This is a genomic window from Actinoplanes sp. NPDC049681, from assembly GCF_044465265.1.
In the GTDB taxonomy this organism is placed as follows: domain Bacteria; phylum Actinomycetota; class Actinomycetes; order Mycobacteriales; family Micromonosporaceae; genus Actinoplanes.
This window is the reverse complement of sequence record NZ_JBITLP010000001.1, coordinates 795,728-817,231: the sequence shown is the minus strand read 5'-3', so window position 1 is coordinate 817,231 and position 21,504 is coordinate 795,728. Positions and strand designations below refer to the sequence as shown.

Genomic DNA, 21,504 nt, shown 5'->3' with positions numbered 1-21,504 from the left:
TCGCAGGTGAGTCGCCGCACCCAGCTCCGCATCGTGATGGACGACGCGGCCGCCGCCCGCGCCCGCGAGGTGAACCTCGACTTCCCTCGCGAATGGATCGAGTTCACCGACCCCGCCGACGAGCAGCACGTCGTCCGCGCCGACCTGACCTGGTTGCTGTCGCGGTGGACGTGCGTGTTCGGATCCGCCTGCCACGGCATCATCGCCGGTCGCGCACAGGAGGGCTGCTGCTCGCACGGCGCCTTCTTCACCGACGCCGACGACGAGAACCGTACGAAGCGCGCGGCAGCCCGCCTGACGCCCGAGAACTGGCAGCACTACCGCCGGGGCTTCAAGAACTACACCGAGATGGACACCATCGACGGGTCGAAGCCGGCCCGCCGTACGGCCACCCAGCCGGACGACGGCCCCTGCGTCTTCCTCAACGACGCCGACTTCGCGGGCGGGGGCGGCTGTGCCCTGCACGCCCAGGCCCTGCGCGACGGCGTCCACCCGCTCACCTACAAGCCGGACGTCTGCTGGCAACTCCCCGTACGCAGGGAACAGGACTGGACGAAACGCCCGGACGGCACGAAGTACCTCCTGTCCACCCTGACCGAGTTCGACCGCCGCGGCTGGGGCCCGGGCGGCCACGACCTCGACTGGTGGTGCACCTCGTCCCCCGACGCTCACGTCGGCACAGAACCGATGTACAAGTCCTACGGCCCCGAACTGGCCGCCCTCATCGGCCAAGAGGCCTACACGGAACTGGCCCGCCTCTGCGACCAGCGCGTGGCCGCAGCAATGGTCGCCCCCCACCCGGCCACCGTCGCCGCCCAAGCCGCAGCAGCCCCCAGAAAACGCGGCGGCCGCGAACCCGCCACCCCACCCCGCTCCTGACCACACACGCCGCACAGCACCCCACCGCACTACCGAACGGCCGGCTGTGCCCGCCGCCTGCGCTGCACCCACCGAAACCGGCCGCGCTGGGGACGGGGGCGTTTCCGGGCCCAGCGTCCTGGTCAGCGCCCGGTAGCTGTGGCGCCGCCCGGGGCCGGGCCGGCGGTGGCGACCGATCAGGGCTCGAACTTGTAGCCCAATCCCCGCACCGTGACGATGTACCGAGGCGCACTAGGCTCCGGCTCGACCTTGGAACGCAGCCGCTTGACGTGCACGTCGAGCGTCTTGGTGTCGCCGACGTAGTCCGCACCCCAGACCCGGTCGATCAACTGCCCCCGGGTCAGCACCCGCCCGGCATTACGCAGCAGCAGCTCCAGCAGCTCGAACTCCTTCAGCGGCAGCTGCACCCCCGCGCCGTCGACCGTCACCACGTGGCGTTCGACGTCCATCCGGACCGGCCCGGCCGCCAGCGTCGGGGTGGTGACCTCGGACGCCTCCGCGCCCTGGCGGCGCAGCACGGCCCGTATCCGGGCGACCAGTTCGCGCGGCGAGTACGGCTTGGTGACGTAGTCGTCCGCGCCGATCTCGAGGCCGACGACCTTGTCGATCTCGCTGTCCCGGGCGGTCACCATGATGATCGGTACGGCGGAGCGCTGCCGCAGCTGCCGGCACACCTCGGTGCCGGACATCTCGGGCAGCATGAGGTCGAGCAGGACGATGTCGGCGCCGGTCCGGTCGAACTGGGTCAGCGCCGAGGTACCGGTCGGGGCGACCGAGACCTCGAAGCCCTCCTTGCGGAGCATGTACGACAGGGCGTCGGAGAACGACTCCTCATCCTCGACCACGAGCACGCGAGCCAATGGGGGTTCCTTTCCTGCTTCCGCCGGCCGTCAGGCCGAGGGGAGCCCGGCCGCGCCGGACTCGATCTCAATCGCAGCCGGTGACGGCAGCGGGGACTCCGGGGGTCGCGCCGGTAGGCGCAGGGTGAACGTCGAGCCACCGCCCAGTGTGCTGGAGACGTCGACGCGGCCGCCGTGGTTGGTGGCGATGTGCTTGACGATCGCCAGGCCCAGGCCGGTGCCGCCGGTGGACCGCGAGCGGGCCTGGTCGGCGCGGTAGAAGCGTTCGAAGATGCGGTCGACGTCGTGCGGGGCGATGCCGATGCCCTGGTCGGTCACGTCGATCTCGACCCATTCCTCGTCCTGGCGCATGCTGAGCGCCACCTGCGTGTCCTCCCCGGAGTACGCGATGGCGTTCTCGACGAGGTTGGTCACGGCGGTGGCGATCTGGGTGTCGCTGCCATAGACGGTGGCACCCTTGGGGCCGGCGTACGCGACCTCGATGTGCTTGGCCGCGGCGGTGGTGCGGGTGCGGTCGATCACCTCGGCGATGACCCAGTCCAGGGCGACCGGCTCGGGGGTGGGCAGCGGCTCGGCGCCCTGCAGGCGGGTCAGCTCGAGCAGCTCGTTGACCAGCCGGCCCATCCGGGCGGACTCGTGGTGGATGCGTTCGGCGAAGCGCCGGGCGGCGACGAGGTCCTCCGACTGCGCCTCGGGCGACGTGTCGGGCATCTCGGTGGCGTCGAGGAGCGCCTCCGCGAGCAGTTGCAGCGCGCCGATCGGGGTCTTGAGCTCGTGGCTGACGTTGGCGACGAAGTCCCGGCGCACCCGGGCGAGGCGGTGCGACTCGGTGACGTCGGCGGCCTCGACGGCGACGTGGGTGGTGTTGAGGGCGACCGCGCGCAGGTGCAGCCCGAGCGGGGCCTGCGCGTTGCCGGCACGGCCGCGGGGCAGATCGAGCTCGACTTCGCGCCGTACGCCGGTGCGCCGGACCTGACCGGCGAGGGTACGCAGGATGGGGTGCGGCGCGATGGTGCCCGGGGCACCGCCGGACCGCAGCAGACCCATGGCCCGCGCCGCCGGGTTGACGAGCACCGGGTTGTCCTCGGCGTCGAGCACGACCACACCCACCCGCAGGGAGTCGAGGCTCTTGCGGCCGAGTCCCTTGAGCCCGTGCCTGCCGCTCGGCTCCTCGTCGATGTCGATCGGTCGTCCCCCCTCGCTCGCACCGGCCGGAAGACCGGCTGCCGTCGCCGGAGTGCCGGGCCTCCGGGAGCGGGACAGCAACCACCCGCCCGCCACGCCCATGACGAGCGCAGCGAGAATGAGTGCGATGCCGTACACCGTGTCCACGCAGCGATCGTAGGGTCATTGTTTACCTGAGCCGCACGGATATTCGGACAAATCGGGCGCTCTTCGAAGAATGTTCACCACCCGGCCCGGCGTCGTTCACCGCCGTTCATGTCCACGCCGCCGGGCACTCCTAGCGTGGCCCCTGCAAGCCCTGCTCACCCCGGCTGCCGACCCCCGGTCCGGCCAGCCACGAACCCCCAGGACGAAACATGCGCGAGGAGTTCCAGGCCGACCTCCACGAGGTCAGCCGCCTGCTGGTGACGATGGCGGAAGCGGTCCGCGCCGCGCTGCGCAAGGCGACCACCGCGCTGCTGACCGCGGACCGGGAAGCCGCCGAGTCCGTCGTGGCCCGCGACGCCGAGGTGGACGAGATCTACCGCCAGGTCGAGACCAAGGTGGCCGACACCATCGCCCGCCAGGCCCCGGTCGCCTCGGACCTGCGGATGGTGATCACGGCCCTGCACATCTCGGCCGACCTCGAGCGGATGGGCGACCTGGCCGAGCACGTCGCCAAGACGGCGCTGCGCCGGCACCCGTCCCCGGCCGTACCGGCGGAGCTGCGCCCGGTCTTCCGGCAGATGGCCGAGGTCGCCGACCGGATGGCCGACAAGATCACGACGGTCCTCGCGAGCCCGAACGCCGAGCTGGCGGCGGAGCTGGAGAAGGACGACGACGCCATGGACGACCTCGAGCGGGACCTCTTCAAGATCCTGCTCCACGACGACTGGCCCTACGGCGCCGAGACGGCCATCGACGGCGCCCTTCTCGGCCGCTTCTACGAGCGCTACGCCGACCACGCCGTCAACTCCGGCGAACAGATGATTTACCTGATCACCGGCCAGCCCGTGAACCAGGACTGACCCCACATCCGTAACACCGATCAGCCGGGGCGCCACGGGGCGCCCCGGCTGCACTCTGCGGTGCCCCGGCTCGCTGTTCCGCTCCTCAAGCGGCCGTCGCCAACCCCCGAAGACGGACCACAACGGCTTCGGGGGATGGGATGACCCACGCAGGGATCAAGCCTGACCGCCCGGAGTGGGTCATCCCATCCCCCGAAGCCCCCCGGGTGAGAAAACTCAGCGCCCCTGGTTGGCGACGGCCGCAGCCGCCTCCTTCGCCAGCTCCGGGTCGAGGTACGCACCGCCGGCGGTGACCGGGCGCAGCGCGTCGTCCAGGTCGTAGCGCAGCGGGATACCCGTGGGGATGTTGAGCTTCGCGATGGCCTCGTCGGAGATCTGGTCGAGGTGCTTCACGATCGCACGCAGCGAGTTTCCATGCGCCGCGACCAGCACCGTCTTGCCCTCGCGCAGGTCCGGGACGATCGCGTCGTACCAGTACGGCAGGGCGCGCAGCAGCACGTCCTTCAGGCACTCCGAGCGCGGCTTCAGCTCCGGCGGCAGCGCCGCGTAGCGGGGGTCGTCGAACTGCGAGTACTCGTCCTTGTCGTCGATCGGCGGCGGCGGGACGTCGTACGACCGGCGCCAGAGCATGAACTGCTCCTCGCCGTACTGTTCAAGGGTCTGCTTCTTGTCCTTGCCCTGCAGCGCGCCGTAGTGGCGCTCGTTGAGCCGCCAGTGGCGCTTCACCGGGATCCAGTGCCGGTCCGCGGTGTGCAGGGCGATCTCGCTGGTCCGGATCGCGCGGCGCAGCACGCTGGTGTGCACGACGTCGGGCAGCAGCCCGTGCTCCTTCAGCAGTTCGCCGCCCCGGCGGGCCTCGGTCTCTCCCTTGGCGTTCAGGTCGACGTCGACCCAGCCGGTGAAGAGGTTCTTGGCGTTCCACTCGCTCTCGCCGTGGCGCAGCAGCACAAGGGTCCCAGTCATGACCCCATCCTGCCGCAGCCCAGGAGCCCGCCGTGCGCCGACCCTCAGTGGCGACCACCACGTGGAAACCGGGCTGCGCGAGGATCCGGCGATCACTAGGTTGTAAGTCCAGAGAGAAGAAACGGTGCTTACAGCGCGGTCGAAAATCACGGGGGTACGGGCGTGCGCGGATGGTTGCGGGAGGCGGCGGGCGGACTGCCCCGGCAGTTCTGGTTCCTCTGGACCGGCACACTGATCAATCGGCTGGGCTCCTTCGTCGTCATCTACCTGGCCATCTACCTGACCCAGGACCTGCACTTCTCGCAGAGCCAGGCGGGCCTGGTGCTGGGTGCGTACGGCGTCGGCGGCGCGATCGGCACGATGGGCGGCGGCGTCCTCACCGACCGCTGGGGCCGGCGCCCGACCATGCTGACCGCCCAGTTCGGCGCGGCCGCACTGATGCTCACGCTGGGCCTCGCCCAGGGGTTCTGGCAGCTGCTCGCCGGCGCCTGGCTGCTCGGGATCTTCGCCGAGGGGGTGCGGCCCGCGTTCCAGGCCATGATGGTCGACGTGGTCCCCGACCGGGACCGGATCAGGGCGTACTCGCTCAACTACTGGGCCGTCAACCTGGGCTTCGCCAGCGCGGCGATCGCCGCCGGTTTCGCCGCTCAGGTCGACTACCTGCTGCTCTTCGTGGTCGATGCGGGCACCACCCTGCTCACCGCCCTGATCACCCTGGTGTTCCTGACCGAGACGCGGCCGGCGCGGGCGGCCGCCCGCCACGCGCGTGGCGGGCCGGGGCTGGGCACGGTCTTCCGCGACCGGGTCTTCGTGGTCTTCCTGGCGCTGAACTTCGTGATCGTCCTGGTGATCATGCAGCACATGTCGACGCTGCCGATCGCAATGAGCGCGGACGGCCTGAGCCCGGCGACCTACGGCTGGGTCATCGCGGTGAACGGGCTCATGATCGTCGCCGGGCAGCTCTTCGTCCCGAAGCTGATCGACGGCCACAACCGGTCCCGGGTGCTGGCCCTCGCCACGATCATCCTGGGCATCGGCTTCGGCCTCAACGCCTTCGCCGGCACGGCGGCGTTCTACGCGATCACGGTGGTGATCTGGACGCTGGGCGAGATGCTGCAGAGCCCGTCCAACTCCGCGCTGGTCGCGGAGCTGTCGCCGTCGCTGCTGCGCGGCCGCTACCAGGGCGTCAACTCGCTCTCCTGGTCGGCCGGGGCGGCCCTGGCCCCGGTGATCGGCGGGTTCGTCCAGCAGCACGCGGGCAGCGCGGTGCTGTGGCTCGGCTGCGCGGTCATCGCCGTGCTGGTGGCCGTCGGCCAGCTGATCTCCGGCCCGGCTCGGGAACGCCGGGCGGCGGAGCTGCGCGTCTCGGAACAAGCTGTGACGGGTCCCGCTCCGGCCGCGACGGAGATGCCGCACGAGGAGGACATGGCCTCGCCGCGTGCGGTGCGCGTACCGGCGGACGACTGACGCTCTGTTGGCGTCCGCGTACGTGGGGTGGGCAATGGTCCTTCCGGGCGAGGCGGGGTTCATCCGTGAGGGTCGAGTTGCCTTGTGTGACGGTCCCGACAGATGGCACACAGCCAACTGGCTTGTAAGCCTTGACGGCCCCAACTAGCGTGGTCGATGGACGCCGAACCGTCAGTTCGGGGAACGGGTGGCCCTTCGGGGTCGCCGCGGGGCGGCGTCCGGGGACGGGTGGCATCAGCCGTTGGGGGACGGCGCGACCCGAGACCGGCGGTTAGTGCGGGCGACGCCTATGGGGATGGGTGTCGCCCGCCGCCGCCGGCGCCAACTCTCTCACCCCCGCCACTCTTCTCTCCCGTGCCGGGCCCGCGGCCAGATGCAGCAGCGCGCCCGCCGCGCCGACCGTCGCCACGATCAGCCAGTGGCCGGCACCGAAGGCCTGCAGACCGGCGCCGCCGAGCGCCGGCGCCAGGAACGACGCGGCCGGGAAGGTCAGGAAGAACACCGCCTGGTAGCGGCCGCGCAGGTCGGCCGGGGCCAGCTCGGAATTGATCTCGGCGTTCGGCGGGGCTGCCAGCATCGAGCCGACCGTCCACACCGCCGCGGCCAGCAGGTAGGCGGGCAGCCGGTCCGCCACCGTGAGGGTGCCGAACCCGGCCGCCATCACCGCCAGCGCCACCGCCAGCACCCGATCCTTGCGATGCCGGTCGATCACGCGGGGAACGAACAGCTGCCCCACGACGATGAGCAACCCGCTCAGCGCGGTCAGCAAGCCGTAGTCCGACGGGTCCAGGCCGTCGTCCCGCATGGCCAGCGGCACGATCGTGTTGGTCTGGCTGTAGAGCAGCGCCTGCAGCAGGGTCAGCCCGACGAAGACCAGGAAGATCCGGTCGGTCAGGGCGGTGCGCATGCCGCCGGCGGCCGGTTGCGCCCCGCCGGTCCACCGCCGGGTCTCCGGCACTTTCCAGGCGATCAGTACGCCGGTGAGCAGCGTCGACGCGCCGTCGATGAGGAACAGCCCGAGGTAGCTCCACTCCGCCAGCACGCCCGCCATCAGGGAGGCGCCCGCCATGCCGAGGTTGAACGCCCAGAACTGCAGGTTGAACGCCCGGGACCGCCGCTCCGCCGGCACCACGTCGATGATCGCCGCGACGAACGCGGGGCTCGGCATGGCCTGCGCCAGGCCGAGCAGCAGCGCCAGCGCCGCGATCACCGGCAGGTTCGTCGTCAGGGCCAGCGCCACCAGCAGCGCCGCGGTGGCGAAGTGCGAGGCGAGCAGCGTCGAGCGGCGGCCCCAGCGGTCGGTGAGCACGCCGCCGAGCAGGGTTCCCGCCACGCCGCCGATCCCGTACCCGCCGACGATCAGGCCGGCCAGCGCCGTGGAGGCACCGCGCTGGGCGGTGAGGTAGAGCGACAGGAACAGGACCGCGAAACCGCCGACCCTATTGATCAGCAGGCCGGTCCAGAGATACCAGTACGTCGCGGGCAGCCCTCCGGCCGTGTTCGCCCACCACTTCCGCACCCGGCCTCCGTCTAGCCTTCCCGGGCGGCCGGGTCCGCGAAGTGCGCGAACGCCTGGAGGTTGGCCAGGGACTCGCCGCGCTTGACCCGCCAGTCCCATTCGCGGCGGATGGCCGTACCGAAGCCGATCTCCAGCATCGAGTCGAACGACTCGTCGGCGTACGTCAGAACCGCGCCCAGCAGCCGGTCGAGCTCGTCCTCGTCGAGGCCCTTGAGGCTGACCCGGCCGGTCAGGTAGACGTCGCCAGCCTGGTCGATGGAGAAGGAGACGCCGTACATGCGGGCGTTGCGGCGCAGCAGCCAGGCCCACAGCTCCTCGTGCTTCTCGTCGGGGTGGCGCATGACGAACGCCTCGATGCGCAGGGCGTGTTCGCCGACGATCAGGTTGCAGGCGGTCTTGAGCTTGTGCGTGCCGGGCATCGTGACGACCCAGGAGGCCTCGCCGGTGGGCTCGCAGGGCAGCTCGCGTTCCGCGCAGACGCGTTCGATGAGGGCACCGATGTCGTTCACCACGAGAAGGAGCCTGCCAGACGGGCGGTGATCAGTGCACGGTGCTCCGAGACCGCCTCGCGATAGACGCGCAGCAGGCCCGCCGCCGTACGGTCCCAGGAGAATTTCGAAGCGTGCCGCACCGCGCCCACCGACAGCCGCATCCGGCGGCCCGGCGAACGCAGCAGGCCCCCCAGCACGGTGGCCCAGTCCGCCGGGTCGTGCCCGTCGACCAGAACCCCACTGACGCCGTCGGTGACCGCCGTGACCAGGCCGCCGACCGCCGCGGCCACCACCGGCGTGCCGCACGCCTGTGCCTCCACGGCGACCAGCCCGAACGACTCGTTGTGCGACGGGACCGCGACCAGGTCGGCCGACCGGTAGAGCGAGGCCAGCGCATCGCCGGTCTGCGGGGGATGGAAATGGACCTTGTGGGAGACGCCGAGAGACGCGGCGAGCTCGATCAGCGAGGTCGGCCGGTCGAGGCCGGTGCCGCTCGGCCCGCCGCAGATGACCACGGTGACGTCCGAGGTCCGCAGCGGGTCCTCCGCCAGCGCCCGGATCAGCACGTCGGGACCCTTGAGCGGCTGGATGCGGCCGACGAACGCGACCACGTAACCGCGTTCGGGCAGCCCGAGGCGGCGACGGTCGGCCGCCCGGGTGCTGTCGGGCCGGAACCGGGCCAGGTCGACGCCGGGCTCCACCACGCTGAGCCGGGTGGGGTCGGCGTCGTAGCAGGCCACCAGGTCCTGCGCCTCGAACCGGGTGTTGGCCACCAGCCGGTCGGACTCGGCGATCACCTGTTCCTCGCCGATGACACGCGCCTTGGGCTCCGGGCGGTCGCCGGTGGCGATGAACCTGTTCTTGACCTTGGCCAGGGTGTGCGCGGTGTGCACGTGCGGCACGCCCCAGCGCTCCCGCGCGAGCCAGCCGACCTGCCCCGACATCCAGTAGTGCGAGTGGATCAGGTCGTAGTGCCCGGGCGGGTTGGCCGCCTCGGCCCGCAGCACGCCGTTGGTGAACGCGCAGAGCTGGGACGGGAGCTCTTCCTTCGACAGGCCCTCGAACGGCCCGGCCGTGACATGCCGCACAGTGACGCCGGGCGCCATCTCGACGACCGGCGGCAGCCCGCTGGAGGTGGCCCGGGTGAAGATCTCGACCTCGACACCCAGCGCGGCGAGCCGCTTGGAGACCTCGACGATGTAGACGTTCATCCCGCCGGCGTCCCCCGTGCCGGGCTGCTCGAGCGGTGACGTGTGCACCGAGAGGGTGGCGATACGTCGGGGAGTCGGCCAGTGGCCTGCGGCCCGCGGATCAACCACGTCCTGTCCCTTCGAAAGCTTTGTTACGCCGTCGTTCATCTTCCCAGGGCGGCGGCGCTGAATCCCATTCCCGGCGCCCCGGGGTGACACACGTCATGAGGCAGGATCGAGGCATGGTGCAGAAGAAGATCGCCGTCGTCACCGGCGCGTCCAGCGGCATCGGCGCGGCCACCGCCCGCCGCCTGGTCGCCGAGGGGTTCCACGTGGTCGCCGCGGCCCGCCGCGCCGACCGGCTCGAGGCATTCGCCAAGGAATCCGGTGCCGCGTCCGCAACCGCCGTGGCCTGCGACATCACGTCGGACGAGTCCGTGGCCGGGCTCGCCGCCGCGGTCGCGGAGCTGGACGGCGAGGTCACCCTGCTGGTCAACAACGCCGGCGGCGCCCGCGGGATGGACCCGGTCGCCGGCGCATCGGTCGACGACTGGCAGTGGATGTACGACGTCAACGTCCTCGGCACGCTGCGCGTCACCAAGGCCCTGCTCCCCGCCCTCGAGGCGAGCGGCGCGGGCACCGTGGTGACGGTCGGCTCCACCGCCGCGTTCACGGTCTACGAGGGCGGCGCCGGCTACACGGCCGCCAAGCACGCCCAGACCGCGCTCGTCGGCACCCTCCGGCTGGAGCTGGCGGGCAAGCCCGTACGCGTCGTCGAGATCGACCCGGGCATGGTCCGCACCGAGGAGTTCTCCCTCAACCGCTTCGGCGACGCGGGGCGGGCCGACGCGGTCTACGCCGGCGTGAAGGAGCCGCTGGTGGCCGACGACATCGCCGACTGCATCGCGTGGGCCGCCACCCGCCCGCAGCACGTCAACGTCGACCGGCTGGTGGTCCGCCCGATCGCGCAGGCCGCCCAGCACAAGGTCGTCCGCGAGCAGAGCTGATGACCAGGGCCTGGCATGCCGATCATGGCGACGCCGAGACGGAGTCCAGGTTTCGTCTCGCAAGCGTGGCGGGCGGTCGGATACCGGGGTTGTATCCGGCCGTCCGGCACGCGCCGCGAGGCGGAAGCTGGGCCCGGCGCAGGCCGTCATGATCGGCATGCCAGGCCCTAAGCCGCTCGGGGCCGTGACGAGGGGGACCACCAACCCCAATCGGCTGCGCCGGGTGGACAACTTCATCGCGTACCGCTGCGGGGAACTGCTGCGGGCGGCGGACGCGCCGCTGGTGGTCGACCTGGGTTACGGCGCTACGCCGATCACGGCGATCGAGCTGCGGGCCCGGCTGGCCGCGGCGGTCCGTCCGGACCTGGCGGTGGTCGGTCTCGAGATCGATCCGGTACGGGTGTCCGCAGCCCGGCCGTACGCCGACCCGCCCCTGCTCGAGTTCCGCCGCGGCGGCTTCGAGCTGGCCGGCCTGCGCCCGCACGTGGTCCGCGCGTTCAACGTCCTGCGCCAGTACGCGGAGGACGAGGTCGCCGCGGCCTGGCGGACGATGACCGCGACGGGCGCGGTCCTGGTCGAGGGCACGTGTGACGAACTCGGACGGATCGCCACCTGGGCGGTGGTCGAGGCGGGCGCCGCCCGGACCCTCACCCTGTCGGCGCGGCTGTCCGACCTGGACCATCCGGCGACGTTCGCCGAGCGGCTGCCGAAGGCGCTGATCCACCACAACGTACCGGGCCATCCGGTGCACGACCTGCTGGCGGCGCTGGGCGCGGCGTGGGAGGCGAGCGCCACCCCGTTCGGGCCGCGGCAGCGCTGGCTCGCGACCGTCGCGAGGTTCCGGTCGTCGTGGCCGGTCCTGGACGGCCCGGCACGGTGGCGCCGCGGCGAGCTCACCGTCCCCTGGCCCGTTCCTGAACCGGAATGACGGAACGGGCCGGCCTCCGTGCGGAGACCGGCCCGTTCCCTCGGGGGGCGTGCAGAGCCTTACTGGGTGATGGTCACGTCGAACATCGGGTCCGCGGCGACGTTCTTGAACGCGGCCAGGGCGCTGGGGGTGGAGTCGACGGAGATGTCGCGGTCACCCTCGTCGTCGTGCTTGGTGTCGAAGTAGACGACGGCCTTGACCTGCGGGTGCGCCTTCAGCTCCGGGATCACCGTGTTGAACGCGGGCGCCTTGTCCACGACCACGGTGGTGCGGTGGTACATGCCCCACTCGGCGACCATGATCGGCTTGGTGGGGTGGTTGGTGATCGACCAGTCGTACCAGCCCAGGCCGCCGCCGGTGGGCTTGCGGTCGAGGATGTCGCCCATGTCGCCGTAGTGGTAGTAGCCCTTCTCGACGCTGACGTAGGAGTCCAGGCCGACCCAGTCCACGACGTCGTCGCCGGGGTAGAGGTCCTTCCACCAGGACTGGGCCATCCACTTCTCGTTGCCCATGTAGGCGATCACGTTGATGGCGTTGGTGATGCCGTTGGCGCGCAGCCGGGTGATGACGTGGCGGTACATCGCGGCGTAGTCCTTGGCGGTCATGCCGGAGCCGGCGGTGTTGTTGACGTCGTTCTCCGGCTCGTGGTGCAGGGCCAGGAAGAACTTCTGGTTGTAGGTCTTCTTGATGTACGCCGACCAGGCGTCGATGCGGGCGTCCTGACCACCGGCGGCGACCTTGGCCCAGGTGGTGCCGTAGGCGACCTTCCAGTTCAGCAGCAGCACCCGCGGGTGGGCCGGGTCCTGGGTCATCGCGATCTCGGACTTGGTCGGGAACAGCTCGTTGCCCTTGTGGTAGGTGTGGAAGATCGACGCGGTACGCCCGGTCGTCGCCTCCCAGTCCTTGAGCGCCTCGTCACGCGGGGCGTCGGTGAACCCACCCGCCGCGGCACCCCAGAGCACGCCGCAGGAGGGCACCAGCAGAGCATCGGTCGTGCAACCGGCCGCGGGAGCCGTCGTGGTCGGGGCCGTCGTGGTCGGGGCGGTGGTGACCGGCGCGGTGGTGACCGGCGCGGTCGTCGGCGGCACCGTCGTCGGAGCGGTGGTCGGTGCGGTCGTCGGGGCCGTGGTGGGCGCCGTGGTCGGAGCGGTGGTGGGCGCCGTGGTGACCGGAGTCTTGGTGGGCGCGGTCGTCGGGGCCGTCGTGGGCGCCGTCGTCTTGACGACGGTCAGCCGCAGCTCCGGGCCGCCGCCGGTGGCGTCGCCGTACTCCAGCGAGCGGACCCGGGTGACGCCGGTCGTGGCCGCCGACTTCAGCGCGAACGCGTACGTGCCGGACTTGGTGACCACCTTGGACAGGTCGAACACCAGCGTGGTGTCGGTGACCTTGGGCTTGATCGAGGCGATCGCCGCACCGGGAACCGGCGCGTTCGCCGCGGTGAGGGTCTTCTCGGACCAGCCGGTCGACACCTGGTGAACGCTCAGCGTGGCCGCGATCGGCTTGCTGTCGAGCGGCAGCCGCAGCTCGGCGCGGGTCACGGTGGTGCCGGTCGGAACCTTCGGCGCGAACTTCACGTACGAGAACCGGGTCTCGCCGCTCTCCTTGCCGACGACCAGCTTGTCGGCCTGGCCGAAGTTGGCCGTCCGGCGCGTGCTCGACGTGTACGAGTCGTCGGTGCTGAAGACGCTCACGGTCGAAGTGGTGGTCGCGGCGTTCGCAGTGCCCGCCAGCGCGAAGCCCGCGCTCACGGCGACCGCGCCCGTCACGGCAACGCCGATCATCCCCCGCCTGGCAGTCACGTCGAGTCCCCCTGTATGTCAATGAATCGCTGTCTGACATCCAGGTTCGACAGGGGCGGGTGCCGCTCCGGCTTGCAATCGGGTGCAGCCCAGGTGCCGCTCCCCCGGCCGGTGGCAGGGCGGCAGGAGGCGGCGGGAATGAAGGGCTTTTCGGCTGATGCCGGTGGTCCGGCCGGGCAGACGAAAGCGCCGCCGGACGGTGGTCCGGCGGCGCTTCGGGGTACTGCGGGTGGGTCAGCTGGTGGGTGCCTTCTCGGCCAGGATCAGCCGCAGCGCGTCCAGCAGCACGTCGGAGGTGAAGGGCTTCTTGACCAGTAGGGCGTCCTCACCGATCAGGCCCTTGGTGACGGCGATGTCCTTGGGCAGGCCGGAGATGTAGACGACGCCCATGTCCGGGCGCAGTTGCGTGCAGCTGCGGGCCATCTCGCCGCCGGAGACGCCGGGCAGGCCCAGATCCGTGACCAGCACGTCGATCGGGCCGGAGTGTTCCCGGCAGACGGCGACGGCCTGGTCGGGATCGCCGGCGACGAGCGTCGCGAAGCCCCGGCGCTCGAGCATCCGCTGCATGATGTCACGCAGGTCCTCCTCGTCGTCGACGACGAGGACGGTGGGACGCTCTTCCGAAACTTCCGACATCAGGAGCCTCCTGGCAGCTGTGTGACGTTCACGCTAACCGCGAGCAGGAGCGCGGGTGCCGCTTTCCGGCAATCAGAGCGTGAGCTTCCACTTGTCCAGAACGCCGGTCGCGGTGCCGTAGGTGTCGTGCACCTGCAGCGACCACTTGCCGTTACGCGGGGTGCCGGACAGGTCGATCGGGTACGTCTGCGCGATGTCTGCCGTTTTGTCGGCCTTGTTGGCCGCCTTCAACGTGTACGTGACGCCGCTCGGGCTGGTCAGGGACACGACCAGGGAGCCACGGTACGGGTGCAGCACCGTCACGGTCACGCTCGAGGCGGCGGACGCCGTACCGGTGCATTCCGTGACCGTCCTGGTGCTGGTGGCGGTCGAGAACTTGTTGATCCGGACATCCGTACCCGTGACGAAGGGCCCGCAGGCGCTCGCCGCGACCGGAGCGGTGCTGGTGGGGGCGGTGTTGAGGAACCCGGTCTGGAGCAGCTTGTTCACCGACCCGGTGCCCGGGTTGACCACCTTGCCGGCCACCGCGCCACCGGTCAGCGCGGCGCCGATCTGCGCGGGCGTCCAGGCCGGGTTGGCCGCGGCGACCAGGGCGGCGGCGCCCGCCACGTGCGGAGTCGCCATCGAGGTGCCGCTCATGATCGCCGTACCGGTGTCGGACGAGCTCGCGGCCGATGTGATCTTCACGCCTGGCGCGAAGACGTCGAGGCACGAGCCGTAGTTGGAGAAGGAGGCGCGAGTGTCGGTGCTGTCGGTGGCACCGACGGTGATGGCGTCGGGCGCGGACGCGGGCGAGAAGCTGCAGGCATTCTTATTGTCGTTACCGGCCGCGACGGCATACGTGACCCCGGCGGTGATCGACTTCGCCACCGCGGCGTTCAGGGCCGAGCTGACCGGTCCGCCGACGCTCATGTTCGCCACGGCCGGCTTGACCGCGTTCTTGGTCACCCAGTCGATGCCGGCGATGATCGCCGAGTACGAGCCCGAACCGGCGCAGTCGAGCACCCGTACGCCCACGAGGTTGACGTCCTTGGCGACGCCGTACGTCTTACCGCCGATGGTGCCGGCCACGTGCGTACCGTGCCCGTTGCAGTCCTGCGCGATGCCGTCGTTGTCGATGAAGTCCCAGCCGTTGCGCGCGCGGCCGCCGAACTCGCTGTGGCTGGTCCGGATGCCGGTGTCGAGCACGTACGCCGTCACGTTCGACGCCGAGCGGTAGGTGTACGTCTTCGACAGCGGGAGCGCCGGCTGGTCGATCCGGTCGAGCCCCCAGACCGGGCTCGCCTGCGTACTGACGTCGGCGAGGGTGGCGACCGCGTCCTGCTCGACGTAGGCGACGGCGGGGTTGGCGGCGAGGCGGCGGGCCTCCAGCGGGGTCATGCCGGTCTGGAAGCCGCGTACGGCCGACGAGTAGCTGGCGCGCACCTGGCCGCCGTACCGCCGGGTGAGCTCCCGGGACATCGTCGGTACCGCAGTGGCACCGTCCTTCAGTACGACGATGTAGCTGCCGCTGATGGCGTCGGCCGCAGCCGCGCGGACGGTTCCCAGGGGCAGGGCGGCGGGCGTTCCGGCGAAGGCCGTACCGGCGACGCCGGTCACCACCGCCAGGGTCGCCAGGCCGGTGGTCAGCGTGAGGCGCGCGGCGCGGCGCCGCCCGTCGTTACGGGTCATTTCCAGGTCCCCCTCATCCGGCCGTGGGACATAGCCGGCAAAGCCAGGCATGCCTGCGGCAGCTTCGGGGAAATGCTGATGACGGGGCAGAGCCGCCCCGGGACCTCGGAGGTTGCTCCTGAGTTGCAGCCGTCTCATCCGGGCCCCCAGGGCTAAGTCGCCCCCGGGCCGGGCCGAACTACCCGCTGTCAGGACCGCTTGCACCGCCACCGAGCAAGGAGAGCGCTATGACCACCGTGCTGTCGCCCGAGATCGTCGTCGTCGACTCCCTGGCCGAGCGCTGCGACCGCTGCGGCGCGGCCGCGAAGCTGGAGCTGGCCCTCGCGGGCGGCGGCGGCCTCGCGTTCTGCGGGCACCACGCCAACAAGTTCGCCGACCGCCTCGCGCCGGTGGCCGTGAAGGCGACCGTCGAGAACGGCTTCGCGTGGGCGGGGCAGTCTCAGCCGGCGTGACCACTTGATCCCATCCGCCGCGATATGATCACTCCCTCACAGTTGGGCCGGAAAGCCCATATTTAGAGGGGTTCCACCGGTGCAGATCGCGGCGCACGACGTGGGCAGGGTGTCCCGGCTCGCCGCCGGGAGCGCCGGTGTCGCGGTCGCGATCGCCGGGGCCCTCAGCCTGGTCCTGTCCTCCGCGGGCACCCCGATCCACGAAGCGTTGACGGCGAGCCCGGCGGCTGCACTCGTAGCCGCCGGGCTCGCCTTGTTTCTCCTGGCCCCGGCAAGGCCCCTGCGCGCGGCGCGCGGCGTCGCGTACGCGCTCGCGGCCCTGGCCGCGGTCCTCGGCGCTGCCGCCCTGCCCCGCCACCCGGCGGCCGGCGTCGCCACGATGCTCGCCGGACTCGGGCTGGCCTGCCTCGACCTGCACGTCCACCGCCGCGCCGGCGACCCGGTCCGCTACCGGGTGGCCGATCCCCTGCTGGCGGGCAGCGCGATCATCGCGCTGGTGGCCCTCGTGCCGCGGATGTTCGCGCCCACGTTTCCCGGCGGGCGGGGCCCGGACAGCCTGATGCCGCCGTACCACGCGGGTGCCCTCTTCGCCCTGGCGGTGGGCATGGTGCTGGCCCGGCCCGAGGCGGGCCCGCTGCGTACCGCCGCCGCCGGCCCGGGCGCCACGATCCGCCGGATGCTGCCCGCCGTCATCGCGGTCCCGGTCATCGCCGCGCTGGCCAGCGCGCTCGCCGTACGCACCGGGATCAGCCGGCCCGCCGCCGCCATCAGCACCGGCACGGTGCTCGCCGCGCTGGCCCTCCTGGCGCTCGTCGGATATCTGGTCCGGTCCCTGGAGGGCGCCGACCGCAAGCAGCGGGAACTCCTCGCGGAGCTGCACGAGCGGCGCGAGTTCGCCGACACGCTGCTGCAGTCGATGAACGAGGCGGTGATGGTGCTCGACGCCAACCACCGGGTCATCGACGTGAACCGGCGCTGGCGGGAGCTGACCGGTGAACCCCGGCCGGACGGCGCCGAGCCGCCGGACCTGCCGCCCGCGGGCACCCAGGACTGGTCGATCCGCCGCGCCGACGGCACCGACGTCCCGGTGCTCGCCACGATGGCCGCCATCCCGGACGCGGCAGGGCGCCCCCGCGGCTACGTGGCCACGTACGTGGACATCGCCGACCGCAAGCGCGCCGAGGACGAGCTGAGCAGCCATGCCGCCGAACTCGAGGTCAGCAACGAGCAGCTGCGTAAGGCGCTCGCGTTCAAGAACGACCTGACCTCGATGCTGACCCACGACGTGGCCCAGCCGATCAGCTCGATCGCCAGCCTGGCGGAGCTGCTGCACGCCGACTGGGCCGACCTGCCGGACGACATCCGGCTCGAGCTCGCCTCGAAGATCGTCAAGAACACGAACCGGCTCATCAAGATGATGAACGACCTCCAGCTGCTGTTCCGGCTCGACACGGGCGCGGTCACGGCGCGGCGGGCACCGGTGCCGGTGCGCGAGGTCGTCACCTCGGTCACCGCCGAGCTGGAGTGCGAGGGCGACGTCGTGGTGGCGGTGGACGAGGACGTCTCCGCGCTCGCCGACCGGCAGCACGTGTGGCATGTGCTGCGCAACCTCATGACCAACGCCCTGGCGTACGGCGAGGCCCCGGTCGAGGTACGCGCCACCCGGGAGGACGAGACCGTCGTCCTGATCGTGGAGGACCGCGGCGGCGGTATCCCGGAGGAGCTCGTGCCCAACCTGTTCGACCGCTTCATGCGCGGCGCCGGCCTCGGCCTGTTCATCGTGCGCCATCTGGTGGAGGCGAACGGGGGCTCGGTCCGCTACGAGCGGGCCGAGCCCCGTGGTGCGCGGCTGGTCGTGACCTGGGAAGCCGCCTCCCTGTAGCCCCGGCGGCTACCAGCTGCCGCGTTCCTCCTCGTTGATGACGCCGTCGCCGCGGCCGTCCCGGGTGCCCATCACCTTGCCGCCCATGCGGGCCGACGCCGACACCTGCCCGCCGGTACGGGTCCCCGCGGCGCCGCCGCGGATCGTCGACGTGCCGGAGATCCGGCGGCCGGGCGCGAGCACGTCGTCGAGGTCGTGCGGGTCGTTGATGCCGGGCGCGGAGGTGATGTCGACCCGGGTGCCGGCGTTGGCCGTACCCAAGGGGTCGGTGTCGGCGTTCGGCCGCAGCGTGCCGAGGCCGTCGGGACGGGCGTTGCTGAAGTCGCCGGCGCTCGTACCCCAGCCGGCACCCGGCCGGGGACGCCCGCCGCGGGCGCGGTTCGCCACCGATGCGGGCGAGGCGAAGGCGCTGCCCGTCATGTTCTTCGAGCTGGCACCGGAAAGGCTGCCGGACTCGCCCAGCTTGCCGGTCTCGATGAGGCCTTTGAAGGCGTTCAGGTCGGCCCTGAGGCGCCGGCTCAGCGTCTCCTGGGCGTGCCGGTCGCTGGGCAGCAGGAACGCGGCATCGGCGTCCAGCTGGGCCACGATCTGGGTCCGGGTCTCGCCCATCGGCCGCAGGGTGATGGTCTCGGAGAGCCGCGGACCGTCCATCGCCTGCCACGAGACCCGCTCGTCGAGGGAGCGCTCGGTGATCTGCGCGTCGAACTCGCGGCGGTGGCCCTCGACGTCCATGACCCAGTGCGTCTGGTCGGGGCCGATGGGGGTGACCTGCTCGACCCCGGTCATGAAGCGCGGGTAGTTCTCGAACGCCGCGAGCTGCTCGTACACGGTGTGCAGCGGTGCACTGATCTCGACGGCCTGCTGGACCAAACTCATCGCATCTCTCCCATGCTGAAGTGCTGGCATGACAGAGAGTACGTAGGCGATTACGCCTCGCGTCTGGTTTCGGGTCAGACCCGGCGCAGGTACTGCCAGTTGCCGACCTCGGCGGCGTACCGGGCGTCACTCGCGGCCACGAGCGCCACTTCGGCCTCACGCAGCATGGCGACCACGCGAGGCGACGGGCTGCGCCAGGCCTCGCTGATCTCGACGACCGTACCGGTCCCCCGGCAGGCCGAGGCGAGCGCGCAGAGGATCTCCGGCGTGACCGCCGCGTCGTCGATGCCCACCTGGCCCAGCAGGCTCAGCGGACGGGCGAGCTGGGTCGGCGCGTAGCGGGAAGCGCGTTCGAGGCCCTTGATGGTCGCGCTCACGACGATCTCGGCGACCTGGTCCGGCACGAGCCGGCCCGCGGCCAGCATGGCCCGGACCTCACGGGCGCCTGCCGGACCCTCGGGAAGCGGCAGCCGGGACACGGCGACCGACACGGCCTCGAGGTGACCCAGGTCCGCCGGCCACGCGAGCCAGCCATCCGGCTGAACGACCTCGACCTCGGCGGCGACGCGCAGGCTGAGTTCCGTACGCTGCCGCGCCCGGCGCACCGCGTCGGCGTACGCCGGCAGCCACGTCGTGTCGGGGCCGACCTGGTCGGCGAAGGTCAGCGCGGCGAGCCCGGCGCGGTCGGCGGCCGAGACCACCACCCCGACGCTGTCCCGCCCGGCGGCGAAACCGGTATGCACATGCGCGTCGGTACGCAGATCGAGGGCGGCCGCGGGCGCGGCGAGGATGGTGCCGTCCATGACCGATTCGCGCTCTGCACCCACGATGTCTCCCCGACGAGGTCAACCGGACGAGCTCCTCTCGTCCTGGGAGAAACTCTGCGGCCGCGGTGTTGTGGACCGGGGCCGCACCAGGTGCAGTACGGGTGCGCGGTATCCGAGCCGAATCGGTCCCGTGAGTCCCCCGCAACGGTCACCATGGCAGTACGGAGCCCGAGCCTTTTGCGTGTCCTGCCCGCAACCGTTCCGCACTTCCGGTGCACCGCTCTCGGCATCCGCCACTCGGCAGCCTGTGCCGGTACGCCTCCAGAAGGGAACACATGAAGCGCCGACATACTTTCGCCCTGCTCACCGCCGGAACCCTTGCCGGCACCGCGATCGCCGGCGCACCGGCCGTCGCCGCCCCTTCGAACAGCGCCGCCACCGGTCAGGTCGTCACCGGCGGCACCCCGCTCAACGCGCGCAGCGGTCCCTCCGCGAGCAGCCCGAAGACCGGCACCGTTCCCAACGGTTCCACCGTCTCGATCGTGTGCAAGCTCGCCGGCGAGTTCATCAGCGGAACGGTGAAGAACACCGGCTACTGGGACCGGCTGACCGACAACACCTACATCTCCGACGCGTACGTCCAGCGGACCGGCGCCGACCTCCCGAAGTGCACCGCGACGACGTCCCTGCCCGCCGTCTCCGGCGTCTGGATGCTCCCGGTGACCGCAGGCCTGATCAGCGGCTTCCGGACCGCCGAGCGCCCCGCCCATGACGGCGTCGACCTGGGGGCCGCCCGCAACACCCCGATCCGCGCGGCCAGCGCCGGCACGGTCATCCGCGTGGTCTGCAACGTCTCCCGGGGCAGCTGCGACGTCGACGGCAACCGCACGCTCAGCGGCTGTGGCTGGTACGCCGAGGTCCAGCACCCCGGCAACGTCGTCACCCGCTACTGCCACATGGTGCGCCGCCCGTCGGTGACCGTCAGCCAGACCGTCGCCCGCGGCTCGATCCTCGGCTACGTCGGCACCTCCGGCTCGTCGTCCGGGCCGCACCTGCACTTCGAGGTGCACGCGGGCGTACCGGCGACGCGGGACAACGCGATCAGCCCGATCGCCTTCATGAAGGCCCGTGGCCTCACCATCCGCTGACCCGGACACACGGAAGGCCGGCTCTCCGCGGAGAGTCGGCCTGCGGTTATCTGCCCCGGGTCAATCCGGCTTGGGCGGATTCATCATGTCCGTGAGCGCCTGCACGGCCTGGTCGTCCGGAGACGCGGCCTCGCGGTTGACGGCCTTCAGCTCGTTGTAGACCTCCTCGCGATGCACCTGCACGTCGCGCGGAGCCTTGATCCCGATGCGGATGACGTCGCCGCGCGCCTCGAGGACGGTCACGACGACGTCATCGCCGATGATCACACTTTCGCCGGCCCTCCTGGTCAGCACCAGCATTGTGGCTGCCCCTTCTCCATCCGTGGACAGGACATTGCACGCCCGGGCCGAGGCCCGTGAGGGCGGTCGTCAGTAGGTCTTGCGCATGACCGCGCGCACGGGCATGTTGCTGCCGTTGAGGACGACCTGCATCGCCCGTCGGCTGTCGCGGTCCACGACGATGGGAGCCAGCAGATTCGCCGTGGTCTCCTCCTGGCCGGCGGTGATGACCACCAGCAGCAGCAGTCGGTCCGGGTCCTTGGTGTTCAGGGCCGCCAGGACCTCGTTCTCGATCTCCGGCGCGTAGTCAGGGAAGAACGGCTCGGGCGGCGCCACCAGGAACCGCAGGCTCGGGTCCTGAATGGACGTGAACGCGTAGAGCAACCCGTCGTCGTTCAATTCGACCAGCACAAATTGCCGATGCGCCGGAAAGCCGGGCATGGGCGTGGCCATGTCAATGATCGGCATGTCCAGCTCGGTGTCGGTCATGGTTGCCCC

21 protein-coding genes are annotated in these 21,504 nt (G+C 71.3%); 8 read left to right on the top strand and 13 right to left on the bottom strand.

Going from position 1 to position 21,504, the window contains the following annotated elements:
- Positions 1-36 precede the first annotated feature (36 nt).
- Positions 37-879: a hypothetical protein gene (locus ACIBO8_RS03770; protein ID WP_396113885.1), complete on the top strand. Its 843-nt coding sequence runs from the start codon at positions 37-39 to the stop codon at positions 877-879.
- A 176-nt stretch (positions 880-1,055) separates the two neighbouring features.
- On the opposite strand, the gene ACIBO8_RS03765 is transcribed toward ACIBO8_RS03770, so the two are convergent.
- Both ACIBO8_RS03765 and ACIBO8_RS03760 read right to left on the bottom strand, forming a co-directional pair.
- Positions 1,056-1,739 (bottom strand): response regulator transcription factor, encoded by a 684-nt coding sequence (locus tag ACIBO8_RS03765; protein WP_366155688.1) that lies wholly within the window; start codon positions 1,737-1,739, stop codon positions 1,056-1,058.
- 30 nt (positions 1,740-1,769) lie between these two features.
- Positions 1,770-3,026 carry a sensor histidine kinase gene (locus tag ACIBO8_RS03760; RefSeq protein ID WP_396113884.1) on the bottom strand — a complete coding sequence of 419 codons (1,257 nt, stop codon included), beginning with the start codon at positions 3,024-3,026 and terminating at the stop codon, positions 1,770-1,772.
- Positions 3,027-3,280: 254 nt separating this feature from the next.
- On the opposite strand from ACIBO8_RS03760, the gene phoU reads away from it, so the two are divergent.
- Positions 3,281-3,931, top strand: a complete 651-nt coding sequence (gene phoU / locus ACIBO8_RS03755) for a phosphate signaling complex protein PhoU (RefSeq protein WP_396113526.1) — start codon at positions 3,281-3,283, stop codon at positions 3,929-3,931.
- 216 nt (positions 3,932-4,147) lie between these two features.
- Here phoU and ACIBO8_RS03750 read toward each other — a convergent pair whose 3' ends face one another.
- Positions 4,148-4,894 carry a phosphoglyceromutase gene (locus tag ACIBO8_RS03750; RefSeq protein ID WP_396113525.1) on the bottom strand — a complete coding sequence of 249 codons (747 nt, stop codon included), beginning with the start codon at positions 4,892-4,894 and terminating at the stop codon, positions 4,148-4,150.
- Between the two features lie 162 nt (positions 4,895-5,056).
- Between ACIBO8_RS03750 and ACIBO8_RS03745 the strand changes: the two genes are divergently transcribed.
- Positions 5,057-6,361: an MDR family MFS transporter gene (locus ACIBO8_RS03745; protein WP_396113524.1), complete on the top strand. Its 1,305-nt coding sequence runs from the start codon at positions 5,057-5,059 to the stop codon at positions 6,359-6,361.
- A 271-nt stretch (positions 6,362-6,632) separates the two neighbouring features.
- Here ACIBO8_RS03745 and ACIBO8_RS03740 read toward each other — a convergent pair whose 3' ends face one another.
- Genes ACIBO8_RS03740 through mshA form a run of 3 tightly spaced genes read right to left on the bottom strand, consistent with a single transcriptional unit; the run spans position 6,633 to position 9,729 of the window.
- Positions 6,633-7,880, bottom strand: a complete 1,248-nt coding sequence (locus tag ACIBO8_RS03740; protein WP_396113523.1) for an MFS transporter — start codon at positions 7,878-7,880, stop codon at positions 6,633-6,635.
- A gap of 11 nt (positions 7,881-7,891) precedes the next feature.
- Complete coding sequence (locus ACIBO8_RS03735) at positions 7,892-8,389, bottom strand: YbjN domain-containing protein (RefSeq protein ID WP_396113883.1); 498 nt, start codon at positions 8,387-8,389, stop codon at positions 7,892-7,894.
- Positions 8,386-9,729 (bottom strand): D-inositol-3-phosphate glycosyltransferase, encoded by a 1,344-nt coding sequence (mshA, locus tag ACIBO8_RS03730; protein ID WP_396113522.1) that lies wholly within the window; start codon positions 9,727-9,729, stop codon positions 8,386-8,388. Before mshA ends, ACIBO8_RS03735 begins: the two co-directional genes overlap by 4 nt.
- A 56-nt stretch (positions 9,730-9,785) precedes the next feature.
- Here mshA and ACIBO8_RS03725 point away from each other — a divergent pair, with 56 nt between their 5' ends.
- Together ACIBO8_RS03725 and ACIBO8_RS03720 are read left to right on the top strand one after the other, a co-directional pair.
- On the top strand, positions 9,786-10,568 hold the full coding sequence (locus tag ACIBO8_RS03725) for an SDR family NAD(P)-dependent oxidoreductase (RefSeq protein WP_396113521.1): 783 nt from the start codon (positions 9,786-9,788) through the stop codon (positions 10,566-10,568).
- A gap of 148 nt (positions 10,569-10,716) precedes the next feature.
- Positions 10,717-11,496 (top strand): class I SAM-dependent methyltransferase, encoded by a 780-nt coding sequence (locus ACIBO8_RS03720; RefSeq protein WP_396113520.1) that lies wholly within the window; start codon positions 10,717-10,719, stop codon positions 11,494-11,496.
- A 59-nt stretch (positions 11,497-11,555) separates the two neighbouring features.
- Here ACIBO8_RS03720 and ACIBO8_RS03715 read toward each other — a convergent pair whose 3' ends face one another.
- From ACIBO8_RS03715 to ACIBO8_RS03705, 3 genes are all read right to left on the bottom strand, one after another.
- Positions 11,556-13,295, bottom strand: coding sequence for a DNRLRE domain-containing protein (locus ACIBO8_RS03715; RefSeq protein ID WP_396113519.1), 1,740 nt, complete (start codon positions 13,293-13,295; stop codon positions 11,556-11,558).
- 234 nt (positions 13,296-13,529) lie between these two features.
- Positions 13,530-13,931: a response regulator gene (locus ACIBO8_RS03710; RefSeq protein WP_396113518.1), complete on the bottom strand. Its 402-nt coding sequence runs from the start codon at positions 13,929-13,931 to the stop codon at positions 13,530-13,532.
- A gap of 72 nt (positions 13,932-14,003) precedes the next feature.
- Positions 14,004-15,602, bottom strand: coding sequence for a S8 family serine peptidase (locus tag ACIBO8_RS03705; protein WP_396113517.1), 1,599 nt, complete (start codon positions 15,600-15,602; stop codon positions 14,004-14,006).
- Positions 15,603-15,829: 227 nt separating this feature from the next.
- Between ACIBO8_RS03705 and ACIBO8_RS03700 the strand changes: the two genes are divergently transcribed.
- Together ACIBO8_RS03700 and ACIBO8_RS03695 are read left to right on the top strand one after the other, a co-directional pair.
- A complete protein-coding gene (locus tag ACIBO8_RS03700; protein WP_396113516.1) occupies positions 15,830-16,054 on the top strand; it encodes a hypothetical protein in 225 nt (74 codons plus the stop codon).
- A gap of 79 nt (positions 16,055-16,133) precedes the next feature.
- Positions 16,134-17,936, top strand: coding sequence for an ATP-binding protein (locus ACIBO8_RS03695; protein WP_396113515.1), 1,803 nt, complete (start codon positions 16,134-16,136; stop codon positions 17,934-17,936).
- Between the two features lie 9 nt (positions 17,937-17,945).
- Here ACIBO8_RS03695 and ACIBO8_RS03690 read toward each other — a convergent pair whose 3' ends face one another.
- Positions 17,946-18,812, bottom strand: coding sequence for an SRPBCC family protein (locus ACIBO8_RS03690; RefSeq protein ID WP_396113514.1), 867 nt, complete (start codon positions 18,810-18,812; stop codon positions 17,946-17,948).
- A 74-nt stretch (positions 18,813-18,886) separates the two neighbouring features.
- A complete protein-coding gene (locus ACIBO8_RS03685; RefSeq protein WP_396113513.1) occupies positions 18,887-19,639 on the bottom strand; it encodes a hydrolase in 753 nt (250 codons plus the stop codon).
- Positions 19,640-19,914: 275 nt separating this feature from the next.
- Between ACIBO8_RS03685 and ACIBO8_RS03680 the strand changes: the two genes are divergently transcribed.
- Complete coding sequence (locus ACIBO8_RS03680) at positions 19,915-20,727, top strand: peptidoglycan DD-metalloendopeptidase family protein (protein ID WP_396113512.1); 813 nt, start codon at positions 19,915-19,917, stop codon at positions 20,725-20,727.
- 60 nt (positions 20,728-20,787) lie between these two features.
- Here the strand turns inward: ACIBO8_RS03680 and csrA are convergent, their stop codons facing one another.
- Together csrA and fliW are read right to left on the bottom strand one after the other, a co-directional pair.
- Positions 20,788-21,027 carry a carbon storage regulator CsrA gene (gene csrA / locus ACIBO8_RS03675; RefSeq protein WP_396113511.1) on the bottom strand — a complete coding sequence of 80 codons (240 nt, stop codon included), beginning with the start codon at positions 21,025-21,027 and terminating at the stop codon, positions 20,788-20,790.
- Between the two features lie 69 nt (positions 21,028-21,096).
- On the bottom strand, positions 21,097-21,495 hold the full coding sequence (gene fliW, locus ACIBO8_RS03670; protein WP_396113510.1) for a flagellar assembly protein FliW: 399 nt from the start codon (positions 21,493-21,495) through the stop codon (positions 21,097-21,099).
- Positions 21,496-21,504 lie beyond the last annotated feature (9 nt).

What these genes read in the sequence shown, in the direction of transcription:
- mshA (WP_396113522.1), bottom strand. Translation starts at nt 9,729, where the DNA reads ATGAACGACGGCGTAACAAAGCTTTCGAAGGGACAGGACGTGGTTGAT.
- ACIBO8_RS03750 (WP_396113525.1), bottom strand. Translation starts at nt 4,894, where the DNA reads ATGACTGGGACCCTTGTGCTGCTGCGCCACGGCGAGAGCGAGTGGAAC.
- ACIBO8_RS03700 (WP_396113516.1), top strand. Translation starts at nt 15,830, where the DNA reads ATGACCACCGTGCTGTCGCCCGAGATCGTCGTCGTCGACTCCCTGGCC.
- ACIBO8_RS03705 (WP_396113517.1), bottom strand. Translation starts at nt 15,602, where the DNA reads ATGACCCGTAACGACGGGCGGCGCCGCGCCGCGCGCCTCACGCTGACC.
- ACIBO8_RS03720 (WP_396113520.1), top strand. Translation starts at nt 10,717, where the DNA reads ATGATCGGCATGCCAGGCCCTAAGCCGCTCGGGGCCGTGACGAGGGGG.
- ACIBO8_RS03710 (WP_396113518.1), bottom strand. Translation starts at nt 13,931, where the DNA reads ATGTCGGAAGTTTCGGAAGAGCGTCCCACCGTCCTCGTCGTCGACGAC.
- csrA (WP_396113511.1), bottom strand. Translation starts at nt 21,027, where the DNA reads ATGCTGGTGCTGACCAGGAGGGCCGGCGAAAGTGTGATCATCGGCGAT.
- phoU (WP_396113526.1), top strand. Translation starts at nt 3,281, where the DNA reads ATGCGCGAGGAGTTCCAGGCCGACCTCCACGAGGTCAGCCGCCTGCTG.
- ACIBO8_RS03690 (WP_396113514.1), bottom strand. Translation starts at nt 18,812, where the DNA reads ATGAGTTTGGTCCAGCAGGCCGTCGAGATCAGTGCACCGCTGCACACC.
- ACIBO8_RS03760 (WP_396113884.1), bottom strand. Translation starts at nt 3,026, where the DNA reads ATGGGCGTGGCGGGCGGGTGGTTGCTGTCCCGCTCCCGGAGGCCCGGC.
- fliW (WP_396113510.1), bottom strand. Translation starts at nt 21,495, where the DNA reads ATGACCGACACCGAGCTGGACATGCCGATCATTGACATGGCCACGCCC.
- ACIBO8_RS03725 (WP_396113521.1), top strand. Translation starts at nt 9,786, where the DNA reads ATGAGGCAGGATCGAGGCATGGTGCAGAAGAAGATCGCCGTCGTCACC.
- ACIBO8_RS03770 (WP_396113885.1), top strand. Translation starts at nt 37, where the DNA reads ATGGACGACGCGGCCGCCGCCCGCGCCCGCGAGGTGAACCTCGACTTC.
- ACIBO8_RS03680 (WP_396113512.1), top strand. Translation starts at nt 19,915, where the DNA reads ATGAAGCGCCGACATACTTTCGCCCTGCTCACCGCCGGAACCCTTGCC.